The organism is Streptomyces sp. NPDC017993, assembly GCF_044328065.1.
GTDB lineage: Bacteria > Actinomycetota > Actinomycetes > Streptomycetales > Streptomycetaceae > Streptomyces.
Genome location: NZ_JBIRGO010000007.1, coordinates 128,837 through 145,253 on the forward strand (window position 1 = coordinate 128,837; position 16,417 = coordinate 145,253).

Here is a 16,417-nt window from a genome sequence, read left to right on the forward strand (position 1 = left end):
TCCCATGACCACGGGAACCACCGGCACCGCCACTCCGGACCTCGACACCTTCCGCACCCTCGCCAAGGACCGGCGGGTCATCCCCGTCACCCGGCGCCTGCTGGCCGACGGTGACACCCCGGTGGGGCTGTACCGAAAACTCGCGGCCGAGCGCCCCGGAACCTTCCTGCTGGAGTCCGCGGAGAACGGCCGGACGTGGTCGCGCTACTCCTTCATCGGCGTCCGCAGCGCCGCGACGCTCACCGCGCGCGACGGCCGGGCGCACTGGCTCGGCACCCCGCCGGTCGGCGTACCCACCGACGGCGACCCGCTGGCCGCCCTGCGCGCGACCGTCGAGGCGCTGCACACCCCGCGCGACCTCATCGAGGGCGCGGGCCTGCCGCCGTTCACCGGCGGCATGGTCGGCTACCTCGGCTACGACATCGTGCGCCGGCTGGAAAAGATCGGTGACCACACCACCGACGACCTCCGGCTGCCCGAGCTGACCATGCTGCTCACCTCCGACCTCGCGGTCCTGGACCACTGGAACGGCACGGTCCTGCTGATCGCCAACGCGATCAACCACAACGACCTCGACACCGGCGTCGACGAGGCGTACGCGGACGCGGTCGCCCGGCTCGACACCATGGCCGACGACCTCGCCAGGCCCGCACACGCGAGCGCCGCGGCCCTGCCGCCCTCCGAGGTGCCCCCGTACACCGCGAAGTGGGGCGGCGAGGAATTCCAGGAGGTCGTCGAGGACATCAAGGAGCGCATCCGGGCCGGCGAGGCCTTCCAGGTCGTGCCCTCCCAACGGTTCGAAACCCCCTGCACCGCAAGCGCGTTGGACGTCTACCGCGTGCTGCGGGCGACCAATCCCAGCCCGTACATGTACCTCTTCCGTTTCGAGGGCGGCGAGGACGGTGACGGCCGGAAGCGGGCAGGCTTCGACGTGGTCGGCTCCAGCCCCGAGGCGCTGGTGAAGGTCGAGGACGGCCGGGCGATGGTGCACCCCATCGCGGGCACCCGCCCGCGCGGCGCGACCGTCCAGGAGGACCAGGCGCTCGCGGACGAGCTGATGGCCGACCCCAAGGAGCGCGCCGAGCACCTGATGCTCGTCGACCTGGGCCGCAACGACCTGGGCCGGGTCTGCGAGCCCGGCAGCGTCGAGGTCGTCGACTTCATGTCCGTGGAGCGCTACAGCCACGTGATGCACATCGTCTCCACGGTCACCGGTCAGGTCGCCGAGGGCCGCACCGCCTTCGACGTGCTCACTGCCTGCTTCCCCGCCGGCACCCTCTCCGGTGCCCCCAAGCCACGCGCCCTGCAGATCATCGAGGAGCTGGAGCCGACCCGCCGCGGGGTGTACGGCGGCTGCGTCGGCTACCTCGACTTCGCCGGGGACTCCGACACCGCCATCGCGATCCGCACCGCCCTGCTGCGGGACGGCACCGCCTACGTCCAGGCGGGCGCCGGCATCGTCGCCGACTCCGACCCGGTCGCCGAGGACACCGAGTGCCGCAACAAGGCCGCCGCGGTCCTGCGCGCGGTGCACACCGCGAACCGCATGGCGACGTAGCGGCGCACCCCGCCGGGGACGGCGGTCGGCGCCCGCGGAATCCGTCCCGCACACCCCGCGCGCCGGTCCCCACCCCGCGGTGCGCGATAGTGGTGGGCGTGAGTGCCGTACCCCAGCCCCGTACAGACGCCGAGCCCGCGCCCGCGCCGGCCGCCCCCAGCAGTGCCAAGCGCAGCCTCGCCTTCGCGCTGCTGACCGGCGCGGCGGGCGCCGGCCTCGCACTGTTGTCCTCCGGCCGGACCTGGGCCGAGGGCACCGCGGTCCTCGCCCAGGGAGAGCTGCCGCGCCGCGTGACCGGCAGCGATGTGACGGGCGTGCCCGGCGCGCTCGCCGTCGTCGGCCTGGCCGCGCTGGTGGCCGTCTTCGCGGTGCGCCGGGCGGGCCGGTTCGCCGTCGCCGCGCTGCTCGCCCTGAGCGGCCTGGGCACCGTCGTCGCCGCGGTGCTCGGCAACTCCGACACCTCGGCGCTGCGGGAGAAGGCGGCCACCGCCGTCGGCCTGACCGGAACCGATGTGCATCACGTCACGCACACCCCGTGGCCCTGGGTGGCCGCGGCCGGCGGCCTGCTGCTGCTGATCGCCGGGGTGCTGGCGCTGCTCCACGGCCGCTACTGGCCTGCGATGTCGGGCCGTTACGAGCGCACGCCGGGCGGCGGCCGCGGTCCGCGCCGTGCCCCGGTCGCGCCGGACCTGGACCGGCCGGAAGAGATCTGGAAGTCCCTGGACCGCGGTGAGGACCCCACCCGGTAGCCGTGTGCCCTCCGGCATCGGTGACAATGGACGCCGAGGATCACCGCGCCTTGACCCCGGCGCGAAAGAGCAACGAGGAGCATTCATGTCGAGCAGTGGCCACGGACACACCCCCGCCGCCTGGACCGGCGTCATCATCTCGTTCATCGGCTTCTGCGTCGCGGGCGCCTTCATCGTGCTGGCGAACGTGCCCGGTTTCTGGGCCGGCATGGCCCTGATCGGCCTCGGCGCCGTGGTCGGCGGCCTGATGCGCATGGCCGGCCTGGGCGACGCCCCCAAGCGCTCGGCGCAGCCGCGCGCGACGGCGACGGCGAAGGCACAGCCCCAGGAGGGCTGACGCTCTTCTCCGTGGCGCCGGATTCCCGGCGCCACCCGGCAGAACCTCCCGAAGGCGCCGCTTCCCGGCCCGTACGCACGCGTCGTGCCGTACCCGCCGTCCGTGCCACCCCCGTACGGCGGCCGAGAAGCTGCGCCTTCGCGCATACCGCAGGACAATCGGCAGCGTGAGCGAGCGCGCGCACCGGATCCGACCGGGAGCCCCGCCTGCTGTCCGGTGGGAGGACCGCCCGGCAGCCGGACCTCGCGGCAGGCCCCCTGCCGCGAGTGAGGCCCCCGCGGCCGCACGCCCCCCGCAGCGCCGCCTCGCGGCCCCCCTGGGCACTCTCGCCGCCGTCACGGCCGCCTTCGCCTACGTCGGCGCCGTCGACCCCCACGAGCCCGGGCACTACCCGGTCTGCCCCCTGCTGCACCTCACCGGCATCTACTGCCCGGCCTGCGGCGGGCTGCGCAGCGCGTACGCCGTCGCGCACGGTGACCTCGTGTCGGCGCTGGGCGCCAACGCCCTCGCGGTGGCCGGCTACGCCGCCTTCGCGCTCTTCTGGGCGACCTGGCTGGCCCGTGCGACGCGCGGACGGCCCACCCGGGGCCCCCGTCCGCGCGCGGGGCACTGGTGGGCTCTGGGCGGGCTGGCCCTGGCCTTCACGGTCCTGCGCAATCTGCCCTTCGGCACCGGGCTGGTCCCGTGACCGGCCGTCCGCGCCGACGGGCTGATCCCGGCCGCTCCGCGCGCCGGGGAGGGCACGCGGATGTCCAGGTTGTGGGACCACCGTCAACCGGATGCGAGACCTGCGCCCCGTGGCGGATACCATCGGAGAGCCTGCTGGGACGGATTCTCGCCCCGAGGGTCACTGTCCACCTCCACCGTTCAAGAAGGAGGCCGCTCGCGTGAGTGTGCTCGACGAGATCATCGACGGAGTCCGCGCCGACCTCGCCGAGCGGCAGGCGCGCGTCGGCCTCGACGAGCTCAAGGACCGGGCGCAGAAGGCACGACCGGCCAAGGACGGCGTCGCCGCGCTCAAGGGCGACAGCGTCACGGTGATCTGCGAGGTGAAGCGCTCCAGCCCCTCCAAGGGCGCGCTCGCCGCGATCGCCGACCCCGCAGGGCTCGCCGCCGACTACGAAGCGGGCGGTGCGGCGGTCATCTCCGTCCTCACCGAGCAGCGCCGGTTCGGCGGTTCGCTGGCCGACCTCGAAGCGGTGCGCGCGAAGGTCGACATCCCCGTCCTGCGCAAGGACTTCATCGTCACCGCCTACCAGCTCTGGGAGGCCCGTGCCTACGGCGCCGACCTCGCGCTGCTGATCGTCTCGGCGCTGGAGCAGGAAGCGCTCGTCTCGCTCATCGAGCGGGCCGAGTCGATCGGCCTGACCCCGCTGGTCGAGGTGCACGACGAGGACGAGGTCGCCCGCGCGGTCGACGCCGGCGCCAAGATCATCGGCGTCAACGCCCGCAACCTCAAGACCCTTGAGGTCGACCGCGGCAACTTCGCCCGGATCGCCCCCGAGATCCCCGACCACATCGTCAAGATCGCCGAGTCCGGCGTGCGTGGGCCGCACGACCTGATCGCGTACGCCAACGACGGCGCGGACGCCGTCCTGGTAGGCGAGTCGCTGGTCACCGGCAAGGACCCCAAGACCGCCGTCGCCGACCTGGTCGCCGCGGGCTCGCACCCGGCGATCCGCCACGGCCGGTCCTGAGCGGCCGGACAGCCAGGGCAGCCCGGACACCGACATGACCACCACCGCCGCAGGCATCCGCCGCCAGGCCCGGGGACCCCACCCGGGCCCGGCCGGTGTGCGCGCCGCGGCGGGTGGCGCCCGCGCCCCCTACCCGGCTCTCGTCCGCGGCTGTCGGCCGCGCGGCTGCCGGGCGCCCGCCCGGCGCGTCCACGGACGCCGGGTCAGGTACCACATCGGCTCCGAGCCGGGGCAGATCAACGGCATGCGATGGCGACCGGGGTCCGCGCGCTGACGCGTCGGCCCCGCACGCAAAGGCCGGAGGGCACGGCGGTCCGATGACGGCCGGCCGCCCCCCGGCCGCCGCACGTCGTCTCACCACGGCGGTGGCACCGTGCCCCTCCGGCCGACGCGGCGTACCGCGCTGCCGACCGCACCCACGCCCTGAACGGCCGCCCACGACAACGGCCCCACCGGCTCCGCGGTGGCAGCGAACGACGCCTGCGCGCGCATACCGTGATGCCTGGATGCCCACATGCCGACATAACCGGACTTCCGGGGCGACCGCCCCGGCCTAGGAGTGCGTCAGATGTCCTCCGATTTCTTCCTTCCCGACCCCGAGGGTCGTGTGCCGAACGCCGCGGGCTACTTCGGTGCCTTCGGCGGCAAGTTCATCCCCGAGGCGCTGGTCGCCGCGGTCGACGAGGTCGCCGCGGAGTACGAGAAGGCCAAGGCGGACCCCGCGTTCGCGGCCGAGCTCGACGACCTGATGGTCAACTACACCGGCCGGCCCAGCGCGCTCACCGAGGTGCCGCGGTTCGCCGAACACGCAGGCGGCGCGCGGGTGTTCCTCAAGCGCGAGGACCTCAACCACACCGGCTCGCACAAGATCAACAATGTGCTGGGCCAGGCGCTGCTCACCAAGCGGATGGGCAAGACCCGCGTCATCGCCGAGACCGGCGCCGGCCAGCACGGCGTCGCCACCGCGACCGCCTGCGCCCTCTTCGGCCTCGAATGCACCATCTACATGGGCGAGATCGACACCGAGCGCCAGGCGCTCAACGTCGCCCGGATGCGGATGCTCGGCGCCGAGGTCATCGCCGTGAAGTCCGGCAGCCGCACCCTCAAGGACGCCATCAACGAGGCGTTCCGGGACTGGGTCGCCAACGTCGACCGCACCCACTACCTCTTCGGCACGGTCGCGGGACCGCACCCCTTCCCGGCCCTGGTCCGCGACTTCCACCGCGTCATCGGCGTCGAGGCGCGCCGCCAGCTCCTGGAGCGCACCGGCCGCCTGCCCGACGCCGCAGTGGCCTGCGTCGGCGGCGGATCCAACGCCATCGGCCTCTTCCACGCCTTCCTCGGCGACGAGAGCGTCCGGCTGGTCGGCTGCGAGCCGGGCGGCCACGGCGTCGAGACCGGCGAGCACGCGGCCACCCTCACCGAGGGCACCCCGGGCATCCTGCACGGCTCCCGCAGCTACGTCCTGCAGGACGAGGACGGCCAGATCACCGAGCCGTACTCCATCTCGGCCGGCCTGGACTACCCCGGCATCGGCCCCGAGCACGCCTACCTCAAGGACGTCGGCCGGGCCGAGTACCGCGCCGTCACCGACGACGGGGCGATGCAGGCCCTGCGGCTGCTGTCGCAGACCGAGGGCATCATTCCGGCGATCGAGAGCGCGCACGCGCTGGCCGGCGCCCTGGAGCTGGGCCGCGAGCTGGGCCCGGAGGGCCTGCTGCTGGTGAATCTCTCCGGCCGCGGTGACAAGGACATGGACACCGCCGCCCGTTACTTCGGGCTGTACGACGACAAGGGCGAAGCCGACGTGGACGGCGTCGTCCGCCCCACGGGCGAAGGTGAGAAGTGATGGCAGGCAACATCGAACTGCTCAACTCGGTGCTGGCCGCGGCCCGCGCGGAGAACCGCGCCGCGCTCGTCGGCTACCTCCCGGCCGGTTTCCCGACCGTGGACGGCGGCGTTCGGGCGATGGCCGAGATGCTGGACGGCGGCTGCGACATCGTCGAGGTCGGGCTGCCGCACAGCGACCCGGTCCTGGACGGGCCGGTGATCCAGACCGCGGACGACATCGCGCTGCGCGGCGGCGTGAAGATCGTCGATGTGATCCGCACGGTCGGCGAGGTGCACGCCGCCACGGGCGCGCCGGTGCTGTGCATGACGTACTGGAACCCGGTCGACGCCTACGGCGTCGAGCGGTTCGCCGCCGATCTGGCCGAGGCGGGCGGCGCCGGCTGCATCCTGCCCGACCTGCCGGTCGAGGAGTCCGAGGTGTGGCGCAAGGCCGCCGAGCAGCACGGCCTGGCCACCGTCTTCGTGGTCGCGCCGAGCAGCCGCGACGAGCGGCTCGCCAAGATCACCGCGGCGGGCAGCGGCTTCGTCTACGCCGCCTCGCTGATGGGCGTCACCGGCACCCGCGTGTCCGTCGGTCGCGAGGCGGAAAAACTGGTCACCCGCACCCGCGCCACCACCGACCTGCCGGTCTGTGTCGGCCTGGGCGTCTCCAACCCCGAACAGGCCGCCGAGGTGGCCCGGTTCGCGGACGGCGTGATCGTCGGCTCCGCGTTCGTCAAGCGCCTGCTGGAGGAGGACGGCGACCTGACTGCGGGTCTGGCCGGGGTCCGCGCCCTGGCGGGAGAGCTGGCCGAGGGCGTGCGCAGGCGCACATAGGACGGCAGGCACGTACGCACGTCCGGGCGTGAGTGCGTGCAGCCGGTCGATCCATCCCCCAAAGGGGCGAAAAACGGTGCGGAGGGGTGCAGCGGCACCCCTCCGCTTCGTTGTCCAGGAGTGTGAGCCAAAAGAATCATGACGCGAAGAGCAGCGCCCGCGAGCGGCTGCAGGCACAGCGGGAGAAGGAAAAGGCGCGCGCCCGGCGCGGCCGTCAGGCGATCGTCGCCGGCTCGGTCGTGGCGGTGCTGGCGGTCGCCGGCGGCGTAGCGGTCTGGGCGTCCGTCGTGGGAGGCGCTGACGGCGCCGGCGCTGCCGACGCCAAGATGGCGGTGCCGAAGGCGGCCACCGACGGGGACAAGCCGGCCGTCACGGTGGGCGCGGCCAATGCCCCGTCCACCCTCACGGTCTGGGAGGACTTCCGCTGTCCCGCCTGCCGGCAGTTCGAGACCGGTTTCCGCTCGGTCATCCACGAGCTGGAGGACTCCGGCCGGATGAAGACCGAGTACCACCTCGCGACGATCATCGACGGCAACATGGGCGGCAAGGGGTCCCTCAACGCCGCCAACGCGGCGCTCTGTGCCCAGAACACCGGGAAGTTCCGCGACTACCACGACATCCTCTACACCAACCAGCCGCCCGAGCCGCAGGACAAGTTCGCCGACAAGAAGTACCTGATCCAGCTGGCGGGCAAGGTCAAGGGGCTGGTGACCGACGACTTCTCCCGGTGCGTCAACGAGGGCACCTACGACGGCTTCGTGCAGAAGTCCAACTCCGCCTTCGCCACCTCCGGTTACGGCGGCACACCGACCGTGCTGCTCAACGGCAAGGATCTCGCCAAGGCCAAGGGCGGCCGGTTCACCCCGGCGGACCTGAAGAAGATGGTGCAGGGCACCGGCAAGAGCAAGCAGGCGGGTACGCGTTCCGCGCCCGCGTCCTGACGTCCGCCGCGGTCCGTACACGCAGCGTCATGGCGTCATACGGCAGGGTCGTTACGGAGCCGTAGCCGGGTGGGTTGTCGCCGACCCCGCCCGGCGCGGTAGCGTCGACCCTGCCATGGACCTCGCATTCATTCCCAGCCCGTCGACCGGTGTCGTACATCTCGGCCCGATCCCGCTGCGCGGCTACGCATTCTGCATCATCATCGGCGTCTTCATCGGCGTCTGGCTCGGCAACAAGCGCTGGATCCAGCGCGGTGGCCGCTCCGGGACCGTCGCGGACATCGCCGTATGGGCCGTGCCCTTCGGGCTCGTCGGTGGACGCCTCTATCACGTCATCACGACGTACGAGCCGTACTTCGGCGAGGGCGGCCACCCGCTCGACGCCTTCAAGGTGTGGGAGGGCGGCCTCGGGATCTGGGGCGCCGTCGCACTCGGTGCGGTCGGCGCGTGGATCGGCTGCCGCCGGCGGGGCATCCCGCTGCCCGCCTACGCCGACGCGCTGGCGCCCGGCCTCGCTCTGGGGCAGGCGATCGGCCGCTGGGGCAACTGGTTCAACCAGGAGCTGTACGGCCGGGCCACGGACGTGCCGTGGGCGTTGGAGATCAGCTCCGACCCCGCGATCGGCCGGGTCGGCGGTACCTACCACCCCACCTTCCTCTACGAGTCCCTGTGGTGCATCGGTGTCGCGCTGCTGGTGATCTGGGCGGACAAGCGCTTCAAGATGGGCCACGGCCGGGTCTTCGCGCTCTACGTCGCCGCCTACTGCGCGGGCCGCGCCTGGATCGAGTACATGCGCGTCGACGAGGCGCACCACATCCTGGGCATGCGGCTGAACGTCTGGGTCGCGCTCCTCGTCTTCCTGGGCGCGGTCGCCTACCTGGTGATCTCCGCGAAGAAGGCACCCGGCCGCGAAGCGGTCGTCGAGCCGCTCGCGCAGGTCGCGGACGGTGCGCAGGCCGCTGACGGCGACGGTGCCACCGGTACTGCCGTGGCCGGGACGCCCGGTGCGAAGGAGACCCCGAAGGGCGACAAGGTCTCCGTCGACAAGCCGTCCGAGCCGAAGGACGAGCCGAAGACCGAGGCGGACGCCGAGGCCGACGACGGCGAGGCGGAGGTGCCGGCCGAGGAGAAGCCCGAGGCCGCGAAGCCCGATGCGGATGCCGATGCCGATGCCTCGGGCGGGACCACCGGCGCCGACGCGCCACAAGGACCGGACGACGCGCCCGCGGATTCGGCGAAGCCCGCCGGGAGCGGCAGCACGAAGAAGTCCTGACGAACCGCGGCCGCGCGTGACGCGGTCGTACGCCTGCCGGAGAGCGCCGGGCGGACTCGCAGTGTCGAGTCCGCCCGGCGCTTCGTCGTTCGGCGGCTCAGCGGCGGCGGCCCGCCAGGGCCAGCACCTGCCGGGCGCCCGCGACCACCGCCGCGTCGACGAACCGGCCGTCCGGCAGGGCCAGCGCCCCGGCGTCCGTCGCGGCGGCCCGCACGACTTCTTCCGCGGCCTCGATCTCCTCGTCGCCGGGCAGGTGAGCCGCTTCGATGACCGGCAGCTGGCGGGGGTGGATCGCCGCCCGGCCCAGGAAGCCCAGGGCGCGGCCTCGTGCGCAGGACCGGGCCAGGCCGTCCAGGTCACGGATGTCGCGGTAGACCGATTGCGGGGGCGGGGCCAGACCGGCCGCGCGGGCGGCGTTCACCGTCCGGCCGCGTGACCAGGCCAGCCCCGCCTCGTCCCGCAGTCGCAGTTCCGCGCCGAGGTCGGCCTCGCCGAGGGCGATACCGCGCACCGCGGGGTGTGCGGTGGCGATCGCGAAGGCGTGCTCGATGCCCAGCGCGGACTCCAGCAGGGCGTGCAGGGCGGGAGTCCTGGCCGTGCCGGCGGAGGAGAGGCGCCCGGGGGGCGCGGGGGCGAGGGTGGCGGTGGTGCTGCCCGTCGTGGTGGGACCGGTGGGGAGAGGGCCCACGATGGTCCGCCGGGCGGGGTGGCGGGCCGAGGTCTCCGGGGCGTACGGGACCGACGAGGGGGCCGGGACCGTCGTGGCCCAGTCGACGGCCCGGAGGATGTCGGGCGGTCCCTGCACTTTGGGCAGCCGCAGGCCGGCCAGCCCCGGCAGCCCGGCGAGGGTGCGGATCTCGGTTTCGGCGCGTGGACCGTCCAGCGCGTTGACGCGGACGTGCACCGGCACCGGCCCCGGTGCCGGATCGCTCAGCAGCTCCGCGGTGGCCCGCAGTGCGTAGTCCTTGCGGCCCGGGGCGACCGCGTCCTCCAGGTCCACCAGGACCACATCGGCGCCGCAGCCGAGCGCCTTGGCGACCACCTCGGGGCGGTCACCGGGCACATACAGCCAGGTCAGCACCACGGCGGGAGGGGCCTGGGAGGTGTGCGGGGCGGTCACAGGGCACCGGCCGCGCGCAGCTCGGCGATCTCGGTGCCGGTCATCCCGAGCCCGGCCAGCACCTCGTCGGTGTCCGCGCCGTGCGGGCGGCCCGCCCACCGGATGGCTCCGGGTGTCTCGGAGAGCCGGAAGAGCACGTTCTGCATCCGCAGCGTGCCCAGCTCCTCGTCCGGCACCTCGGTGATGGAGCCCAGGGCCTGGTACTGCGCGTCCGCCATCACGTCCCGGATGTCGTAGACGGGCGCGACGGCGGCCTCGGCCTTCTCGAAGGCGGCGAGCACCTCGGCGCGGTCGTGGCGGGCGATCCAGTCGCCGACCGCGTCATCGAGGGTGTCGGCGTGCTCGGCCCGGCCCGCGCCCGTCGCGAACCAGGGTTCGTCGATCACGTCCGGCCGGCCGACCAGCCGCAGCACCCGCTCGGCGATGGACTGGGCCGAGGTGGAGACCGCCACCCAGGAGCCGTCCGCGGTGCGGTAGGTGTTGCGGGGCGCGTTGTTGGTGGAACGGTTGCCGGTCCGCGGCTGCACATAGCCGAGCTGGTCGTACCACAGGGACTGCGGCCCGAGGACCGCGAGCATCGGTTCGATGATGGCCATGTCGACGACCTGGCCCCGGCCGGTGGTGTCCCGTCCGCGCAGCGCGGCCATCACCGCGTACGCCGTGGTGAGCGCGGCGATGGAGTCGGCGAGCCCGAACGGCGGCAGGGTCGGCGGCCCGTCCGGCTCGCCGGTGGCCGCCGCGAAGCCGCTCATCGCCTCGGCGAGGGTGCCGAATCCGGGGCGCCGGGCGTACGGGCCGAACTGCCCGAACCCGGTGACCCGGGTCAGCACCAGGCGCGGGTTGACGGCGGACAGTTCCTCCCAGCCCAGGTCCCACTTCTCCAGGGTGCCGGGGCGGAAGTTCTCGATCAGCACGTCCGCCTCGGCGACCAGCCGGAGCAGCACCGCACGGCCGCCGGGCCGGGAGAGATCGGCGGTGACGGTCTTCTTGTTGCGGCCCAGCAGCTTCCACCACAGGCCGACGCCGTCCTTGGCGGGGCCGTGTCCGCGCGACGGGTCGGGCCGGCGCGGATGCTCGATCTTGGTCACCTCGGCGCCGAAGTCCCCGAGCATGGTCGCGGCGAGCGGGCCGGCGAACAGGGTGGCGAGGTCGAGTACCCGCAGTCCGCTCAGCGGTCCGGGGGCGGGACGGGGCGCGGTGTCGTGGCGCGGTGCGGGCTCGGACTCACCGGAAAGGGAGGGGTCGGTCATGGTGCGGGGGCCTCCGGTCGTTCGGGGTGGCGGACGGCGAGGGCGGCGGTGCGCGCCGCGAGGGTGTCGAAGCCGATGCCGTCCAGCCCGCCGACACTCGTGGCGAGCCGGTTGCGCAGCGGCGCCGTCCAGCGGGCGGGCAGCGCGGCGGGTGATCCCGCGAGCAGCCCGGCGATGGAGCCGGCCGTCGCGCCGTTGGAGTCGGTGTCCCAACCGCCGGACACCGCACGGCAGATGGAGCCCTCGAAGTCGCCGTCGGCATGGGCGAGCGCGGCGGCGAGGAGCGCGGCGTTCGGGACGGCGTGCACCCAGTGGTGGTGCCCGTAGGTGGCGTGCAGCCGGTCGACGACATCCGCGAAACCGGCCGGTGTGCCCGTCGGCTCGGCGCGCGCGGCCTCGATTCCGAAGTGGACGGCCCGCGCGAGCCGGCTCCGCGCGGGGATCACCCCCAGCCCGGCCCGCAGGACGTCGTCCACCCGGGCGCTGCCACCGGCGGCCTCGGCGACGGCGGCGGCCGCGAACATCGCGGCGTACACGCCGTTCGCGGTGTGGCTGAGCGTGGCGTCCCGCCAGGCCAGCGCCGCGGCGGTCACCGGATCGCCCGGATGCGTCCAGCCGAAGACGTCCGCCCGGATCTGCGCGCCGATCCACTCCCGGAACGGGTTGCGGTACCGGGCGGTGTGCGGCGGCTCGATGCCGTCCAGGAGGTTGCGGTACGCGACGCGTTCCGCGGTGAACGTGCGGCCGGCGGGCAGCTCGTCCATCCACAGCCGCGCCACGTCCGCGGTAGCGAAGCCGTGGCCGTGGCGTTCGAGGAGCAGCAGCCCCAGGAGCGGGTAGTTGAGGTCGTCGTCCTCGGGCATGCCGTCGATGTTCTCGGCCAGTGAGGTGGCCCGGCTGCGGCGGTTCCACGGATAGCGGGCGGCCACCGAGGGATCGAGCCCGGCCTCGGTGAACCACGAGGTCAGCGGCCAGTTACCGGTCGACCGGGCGAGCGCCCGGAGCCCGTCGAGCGGGAGCTTCTCGACGGGCTTGCCGAGCAGGCAGCCGGCCGCCCGCCCCAGCCAGCCGGCTTCCAGCCGCTGCGCGGGCGAGCCACCGCTCGCGGCCTCCCCCCGATCCGAGGGCCGGTACGGGCGCGCCGCCTCGATCGCCGGGAGCTCGGTGGGCTCATCGGCATCCAACGGGCAGGGCAGCACGGCGAGTTGATCGAGGAGGTCGCCCGCGAGCGCACGCAGGGGAGGGGGGCAGGGGCCGGCGGACGCGCCTGCCCGCTCCGGCGCCGGCGTGCCGCCCGCCGCATACCACCGGCGCGCGATGGCCCCCGCGTCCCGCCCGTCCTCGGCCGCCTGCCGCAGCTCATGCCCCATCAGGTCCTCGGGCTGGACCCACGTCACCCGCAGCGCCGGACCGTACCCGGCAGGCGCCGCGGCCACCGTGTCCACGCCACTCATGAGCCCACCCGACGGACCTCCGTCGTCGGGGAGAGTCAGGGGGTAGCCCTGCGGCCGGGGTGTCATCACGTCTCCGTGAGCGCCGCGAACGCCCGCTCGTGTGCACGGTGCCGCTCCCGGTCACGGTCGAAGATCTCCCGTGCCACCGCGGCCAGCGTCGCCGCCGGGGCCCGCAGATCCAGGCGGCTGGCGCGGGCGACCTCGGTGCTCCAGTCGTCCGGCACGGTCGAAGCACCGTGCAGCGCGCCGACGAGCGCACCGCTCATCGTCGCGATCGAGTCGCAGTCGCGGCCGTAGTTGACCGCGCCGAGTACGGTGCGCCGGAAGTCGCCGCCGCCGACGAGCACCATCCCCAGGGCGACGGGCAGTTCCTCGATGGCGTGCAGCCGGGACGGGCGGCGGGCGCCCAGGGACGGGTTGCGGTAATCCGGTCCCACCGTGTCGAAGGGCGCGACGGCAGCCCGCAACGGCGCCAGCGCCGACTCGAAGTCGGAGTCGGGCACGGCGGCCTCGCACACCGCCTCGATCGCCGCGCGGGTGCCGTCCTTGGCCAGCCGCATCGCGTGCTCGACGACGCGGGCGGGCGTGGCGCCCGGTGTGCAGGCCGCGGCCACCGCGGCGGCGAAGACACCGGCCGCCTCCCGGCCGTAGGAGGACTGGTGGGTCCCGGCGATGTCCAGCGCCTCGGCGTAAGCCCGGTCCGGATTACCGGCGTTGACGATGCCCACCGGCGCCATGTACATCGCCGCACCGCAGTTGACGATGTTTCCGACGCCCGCCTCGCGCGGGTCGACATGCCCGTAGTGCAGCCGCGCCACGATCCACTTCTCGGCCAGGAAGATGCGTTGCAGGGGCAGCGCCTCGGCCTCCAGCTCCGGGATCCAGCGCGGGGTGCCGATCAGATCGGGCACCAGATGGTCGGCGATGTCATACGCGTCGAGGTGGTCGCGCACCGTCTCGTAGACCCGCACCAGCGCATGCGTCATCAAGGTGTCGTCGGTGACGTGCCCGTCGCCCTTGTGGTAGGGCGCGATGGGCCGCGCGGTGCGCCAGTCCTCGTGGAACGGGCCGACGATGCCCTCCACCCGGCCGCCGTGCCGCGCCACGATCTGGTCGGGCGTCCAGCCCTCGACCGGCCCACCGAGCGCGTCGCCGACGGCGGCGCCGACCAGACACCCCGCCGCCCGGTCCTCCAGAGGCTGCGCGGCCGCCGGCCCCGGGCCCGCGGCGGGCCCGTCCGGGGCGGTCACCTCGGCCGTGAGCGGTGTGTTCTGCGTGTACGTCATGTGCGGGCGGGTCCTTCCACGGTGAGGGAGAGCAGGGGTGCCGAGGCCGCCAGGGGGGCGGCCACGGCGTCGGCGACTGCCGGGACGGCTTCCGGGGCGGTCAGTTCCGTACCGGCGAGCAGCCCCGCGAGTTCGACGAGATCGGTGCCGGCCAGCCGCGGCAGCGCACAGCCGGACAGCACCCGGCAGGCGTCGCGCCAGGTGCGCGGCAGGTCATGGGCCTCACCGAGCGCGCCGGTCAGCGCGCCGGCGAGGGCGGGAGCGGAGTCGGCGACCCGGGACAGGCACGCGGCGGCCGGGACCGCCTCGGAGACCAGCCCGTTCGCCGCGAGTGTCAGGGCGAGCGCGACGGGGACGGTCTCGGCCGCGGCGATGCCGTAGCTGTAGACGTGATCGACGATCTCGTGCTCCAGCACCGGCACCAGAGCGAACGCGTTCCCGGGACGGCCGGGCCGGTCGGCGGCGACGGCGTGTGCGAGCCGGACGGCGTGCAGCGCGTTGCGCCGGATCTCGGTGCCCTCGGGAAGCTGGGCGAGCGCCGCCTCCACACACGCCTGCACCGCCGCCCCGCCCAGCGCCGCCGCGACCGCCGCGGCCATCGCGCGGGCCCCGTACACCCCGTCGCCGTCCTGCGTGTACCGCGCGTCGTACTCGGCGAGTTCGGCTGCCGCGGACGGCTCGCCCGGATGGACGACGGCCAGCACGGCGGCCCTGACACAGGCGGCGTCGTCGAAGAAGTGCGGATTGTCGTGTCCCGTGGCGGGCGGCCGCAGCCCCGCGGCGAGATTGCCGAGCCCGGCCCGTACGGAGATCCGGGCCCGCAGCGGCAGCACCGCAGACTCCACCTCGGGAGCCCGGTCGGCGGCCGCGGCCACCTCGCTCGCCAGCGCGTTCCACGCCAGATCGATGGCCGCCCGCATCCGGCGGTCCCGGCCGAGGTCACTGAGCAGCGCCCCGGCGGCGGTGAGCACCGACTCGGCGGTGAAGGCCGCCCACTCCGCGTCGTCGGACGGCCCCAGCCGCAGCGGCTCCGGGGGCTGGTTGAGGGCGATCGGGACCGGCAGGGTCGTGGTGGCGTTGTGCTCGGCGAAGGTGTCCAGCTCCCGGGTCAGCCGCCGGGTCCACTCGGGCATCCGGGCCGCCCGGTGCCTGGCCGCGGGCCACCCGGCGGCGTCACCCGAAGCCAGCCCGAGCAACAGTCCCTCGATCCGCCCGCCGCCTGCCCGGGCGCCCGCACCGCCGTCCGCACCGTCCGGTGCCATGGCCCCGGGCCCGCCCGGGTCCTCGTCCGGCTTCTTGCCCGGGTCCGCGCCGCCGCAGGGGCCGGCACTCCGGCCCGCCACGCCGCCCGTCACCGCGGCAGCCCCGGCACGCGGAGCCGCGCCCGCCCCCCTCGTCGGCGGACGGGCAGAGCCTGCTCCTGCCCCGGCCGCAGTCCCGCGACCCACCGGGTCGGCCCGGAGCGCCTTGTCCGCCCCGTCCACCAGGCGCGTCGTCGCCACCTCGCGCGGTGGGGCCATCGGGCCCACCGGGTCCGGTGCGATGAGCGGGGCCGGGGGCGGGCCCCACTCCGGGCCGGCCGGCCGCGACTCGTCAAAGCTCGTCGCCTCGGTGTGCCGGCACCCCGGGAGATCGAGTCCGCCCCGCGCCCCGGACCCTCCTGGCGTGTCGCCCCGCGCCCGCCGCCTTCCGTCCCGCAATTCGGCGGCGAAGGCCAGGGCCGGGCCGACCGACCGCATCGGTCCCCCCGGCCCGCCGGGCGCGGTCGGCCCGCTCGGCCCCGCCGGTCCGACGGGCCCACCGGGTTGGCCCGGACCGCCCGGTGCGACGGGTCCGCCGGGTGATCTCGGTCCGACGGGGCTGACGGGTCCGCCCGGCTCGCTGGGGGAGAGGGGGTGGTGTGCGGCGCGGTTCGGGGTGTCGGGCTCCCGGTCGGACTCGGTCTCGGGGGTGGAGGCGGTCGCGTCGCCCGTCCCGCACTTCTCGTCCGCATCGTCCCTCGTCTCCGCGGACGGGGAGCTTGCACCAGCAGCCGAGGCTGCCGCACCGCCCGAAATCTCGACCGCCGCGGCTGCCTCCGGGCAT

The 16,417-nt window shown here is 74.4% G+C and carries 15 protein-coding genes; 10 read left to right on the top strand and 5 right to left on the bottom strand.

Features of this window, described 5'->3' with window-relative positions:
* Nucleotides 1-4 precede the first annotated feature (4 nt).
* From ACH4FH_RS14730 to lgt, 10 genes are all read left to right on the top strand, one after another.
* Nucleotides 5-1,558, top strand: coding sequence for an anthranilate synthase component I (locus tag ACH4FH_RS14730; RefSeq protein WP_398556188.1), 1,554 nt, complete (start codon nt 5-7; stop codon nt 1,556-1,558).
* Between the two features lie 98 nt (nt 1,559-1,656).
* Nucleotides 1,657-2,307 (top strand): TIGR02234 family membrane protein, encoded by a 651-nt coding sequence (locus tag ACH4FH_RS14735; protein ID WP_398556189.1) that lies wholly within the window; start codon nt 1,657-1,659, stop codon nt 2,305-2,307.
* 85 nt (nt 2,308-2,392) lie between these two features.
* Nucleotides 2,393-2,644 (top strand): HGxxPAAW family protein, encoded by a 252-nt coding sequence (locus tag ACH4FH_RS14740; RefSeq protein ID WP_398556190.1) that lies wholly within the window; start codon nt 2,393-2,395, stop codon nt 2,642-2,644.
* A 166-nt stretch (nt 2,645-2,810) separates the two neighbouring features.
* A complete protein-coding gene (locus tag ACH4FH_RS14745; RefSeq protein WP_398556191.1) occupies nt 2,811-3,332 on the top strand; it encodes a DUF2752 domain-containing protein in 522 nt (173 codons plus the stop codon).
* A 199-nt stretch (nt 3,333-3,531) separates the two neighbouring features.
* Nucleotides 3,532-4,341, top strand: a complete 810-nt coding sequence (gene trpC, locus ACH4FH_RS14750) for an indole-3-glycerol phosphate synthase TrpC (RefSeq protein ID WP_398556192.1) — start codon at nt 3,532-3,534, stop codon at nt 4,339-4,341.
* Between the two features lie 34 nt (nt 4,342-4,375).
* Nucleotides 4,376-4,615: a tryptophan biosynthesis modulator TrpM gene (gene trpM, locus ACH4FH_RS14755; RefSeq protein WP_398556193.1), complete on the top strand. Its 240-nt coding sequence runs from the start codon at nt 4,376-4,378 to the stop codon at nt 4,613-4,615.
* Nucleotides 4,616-4,909: 294 nt separating this feature from the next.
* A complete protein-coding gene (trpB, locus tag ACH4FH_RS14760) occupies nt 4,910-6,190 on the top strand; it encodes a tryptophan synthase subunit beta (protein WP_398556194.1) in 1,281 nt (426 codons plus the stop codon).
* On the top strand, nt 6,190-7,008 hold the full coding sequence (trpA, locus tag ACH4FH_RS14765) for a tryptophan synthase subunit alpha (protein ID WP_398556195.1): 819 nt from the start codon (nt 6,190-6,192) through the stop codon (nt 7,006-7,008). Before trpB ends, trpA begins: the two co-directional genes overlap by 1 nt.
* 122 nt (nt 7,009-7,130) lie before the next feature.
* Nucleotides 7,131-7,949, top strand: coding sequence for a DsbA family protein (locus tag ACH4FH_RS14770; protein ID WP_398556196.1), 819 nt, complete (start codon nt 7,131-7,133; stop codon nt 7,947-7,949).
* A 115-nt stretch (nt 7,950-8,064) separates the two neighbouring features.
* Nucleotides 8,065-9,222, top strand: a complete 1,158-nt coding sequence (gene lgt, locus ACH4FH_RS14775) for a prolipoprotein diacylglyceryl transferase (protein ID WP_398556197.1) — start codon at nt 8,065-8,067, stop codon at nt 9,220-9,222.
* 97 nt (nt 9,223-9,319) lie between these two features.
* On the opposite strand, the gene ACH4FH_RS14780 is transcribed toward lgt, so the two are convergent.
* From ACH4FH_RS14780 to ACH4FH_RS14800, 5 genes are all read right to left on the bottom strand, one after another.
* Nucleotides 9,320-10,342 (bottom strand): HpcH/HpaI aldolase/citrate lyase family protein, encoded by a 1,023-nt coding sequence (locus ACH4FH_RS14780; RefSeq protein WP_398556198.1) that lies wholly within the window; start codon nt 10,340-10,342, stop codon nt 9,320-9,322.
* Nucleotides 10,339-11,592: a CaiB/BaiF CoA transferase family protein gene (locus tag ACH4FH_RS14785; RefSeq protein WP_398556199.1), complete on the bottom strand. Its 1,254-nt coding sequence runs from the start codon at nt 11,590-11,592 to the stop codon at nt 10,339-10,341. Before ACH4FH_RS14785 ends, ACH4FH_RS14780 begins: the two co-directional genes overlap by 4 nt.
* Nucleotides 11,589-13,046, bottom strand: a complete 1,458-nt coding sequence (locus ACH4FH_RS14790; RefSeq protein WP_398556200.1) for an ADP-ribosylglycohydrolase family protein — start codon at nt 13,044-13,046, stop codon at nt 11,589-11,591. The genes ACH4FH_RS14785 and ACH4FH_RS14790 overlap by 4 nt, the downstream gene beginning before the upstream one ends.
* A 65-nt stretch (nt 13,047-13,111) precedes the next feature.
* Nucleotides 13,112-14,332, bottom strand: coding sequence for an ADP-ribosylglycohydrolase family protein (locus tag ACH4FH_RS14795; RefSeq protein ID WP_398556201.1), 1,221 nt, complete (start codon nt 14,330-14,332; stop codon nt 13,112-13,114).
* Complete coding sequence (locus tag ACH4FH_RS14800) at nt 14,329-15,594, bottom strand: ADP-ribosylglycohydrolase family protein (protein WP_398556407.1); 1,266 nt, start codon at nt 15,592-15,594, stop codon at nt 14,329-14,331. The genes ACH4FH_RS14795 and ACH4FH_RS14800 overlap by 4 nt, the downstream gene beginning before the upstream one ends.
* Nucleotides 15,595-16,417 lie beyond the last annotated feature (823 nt).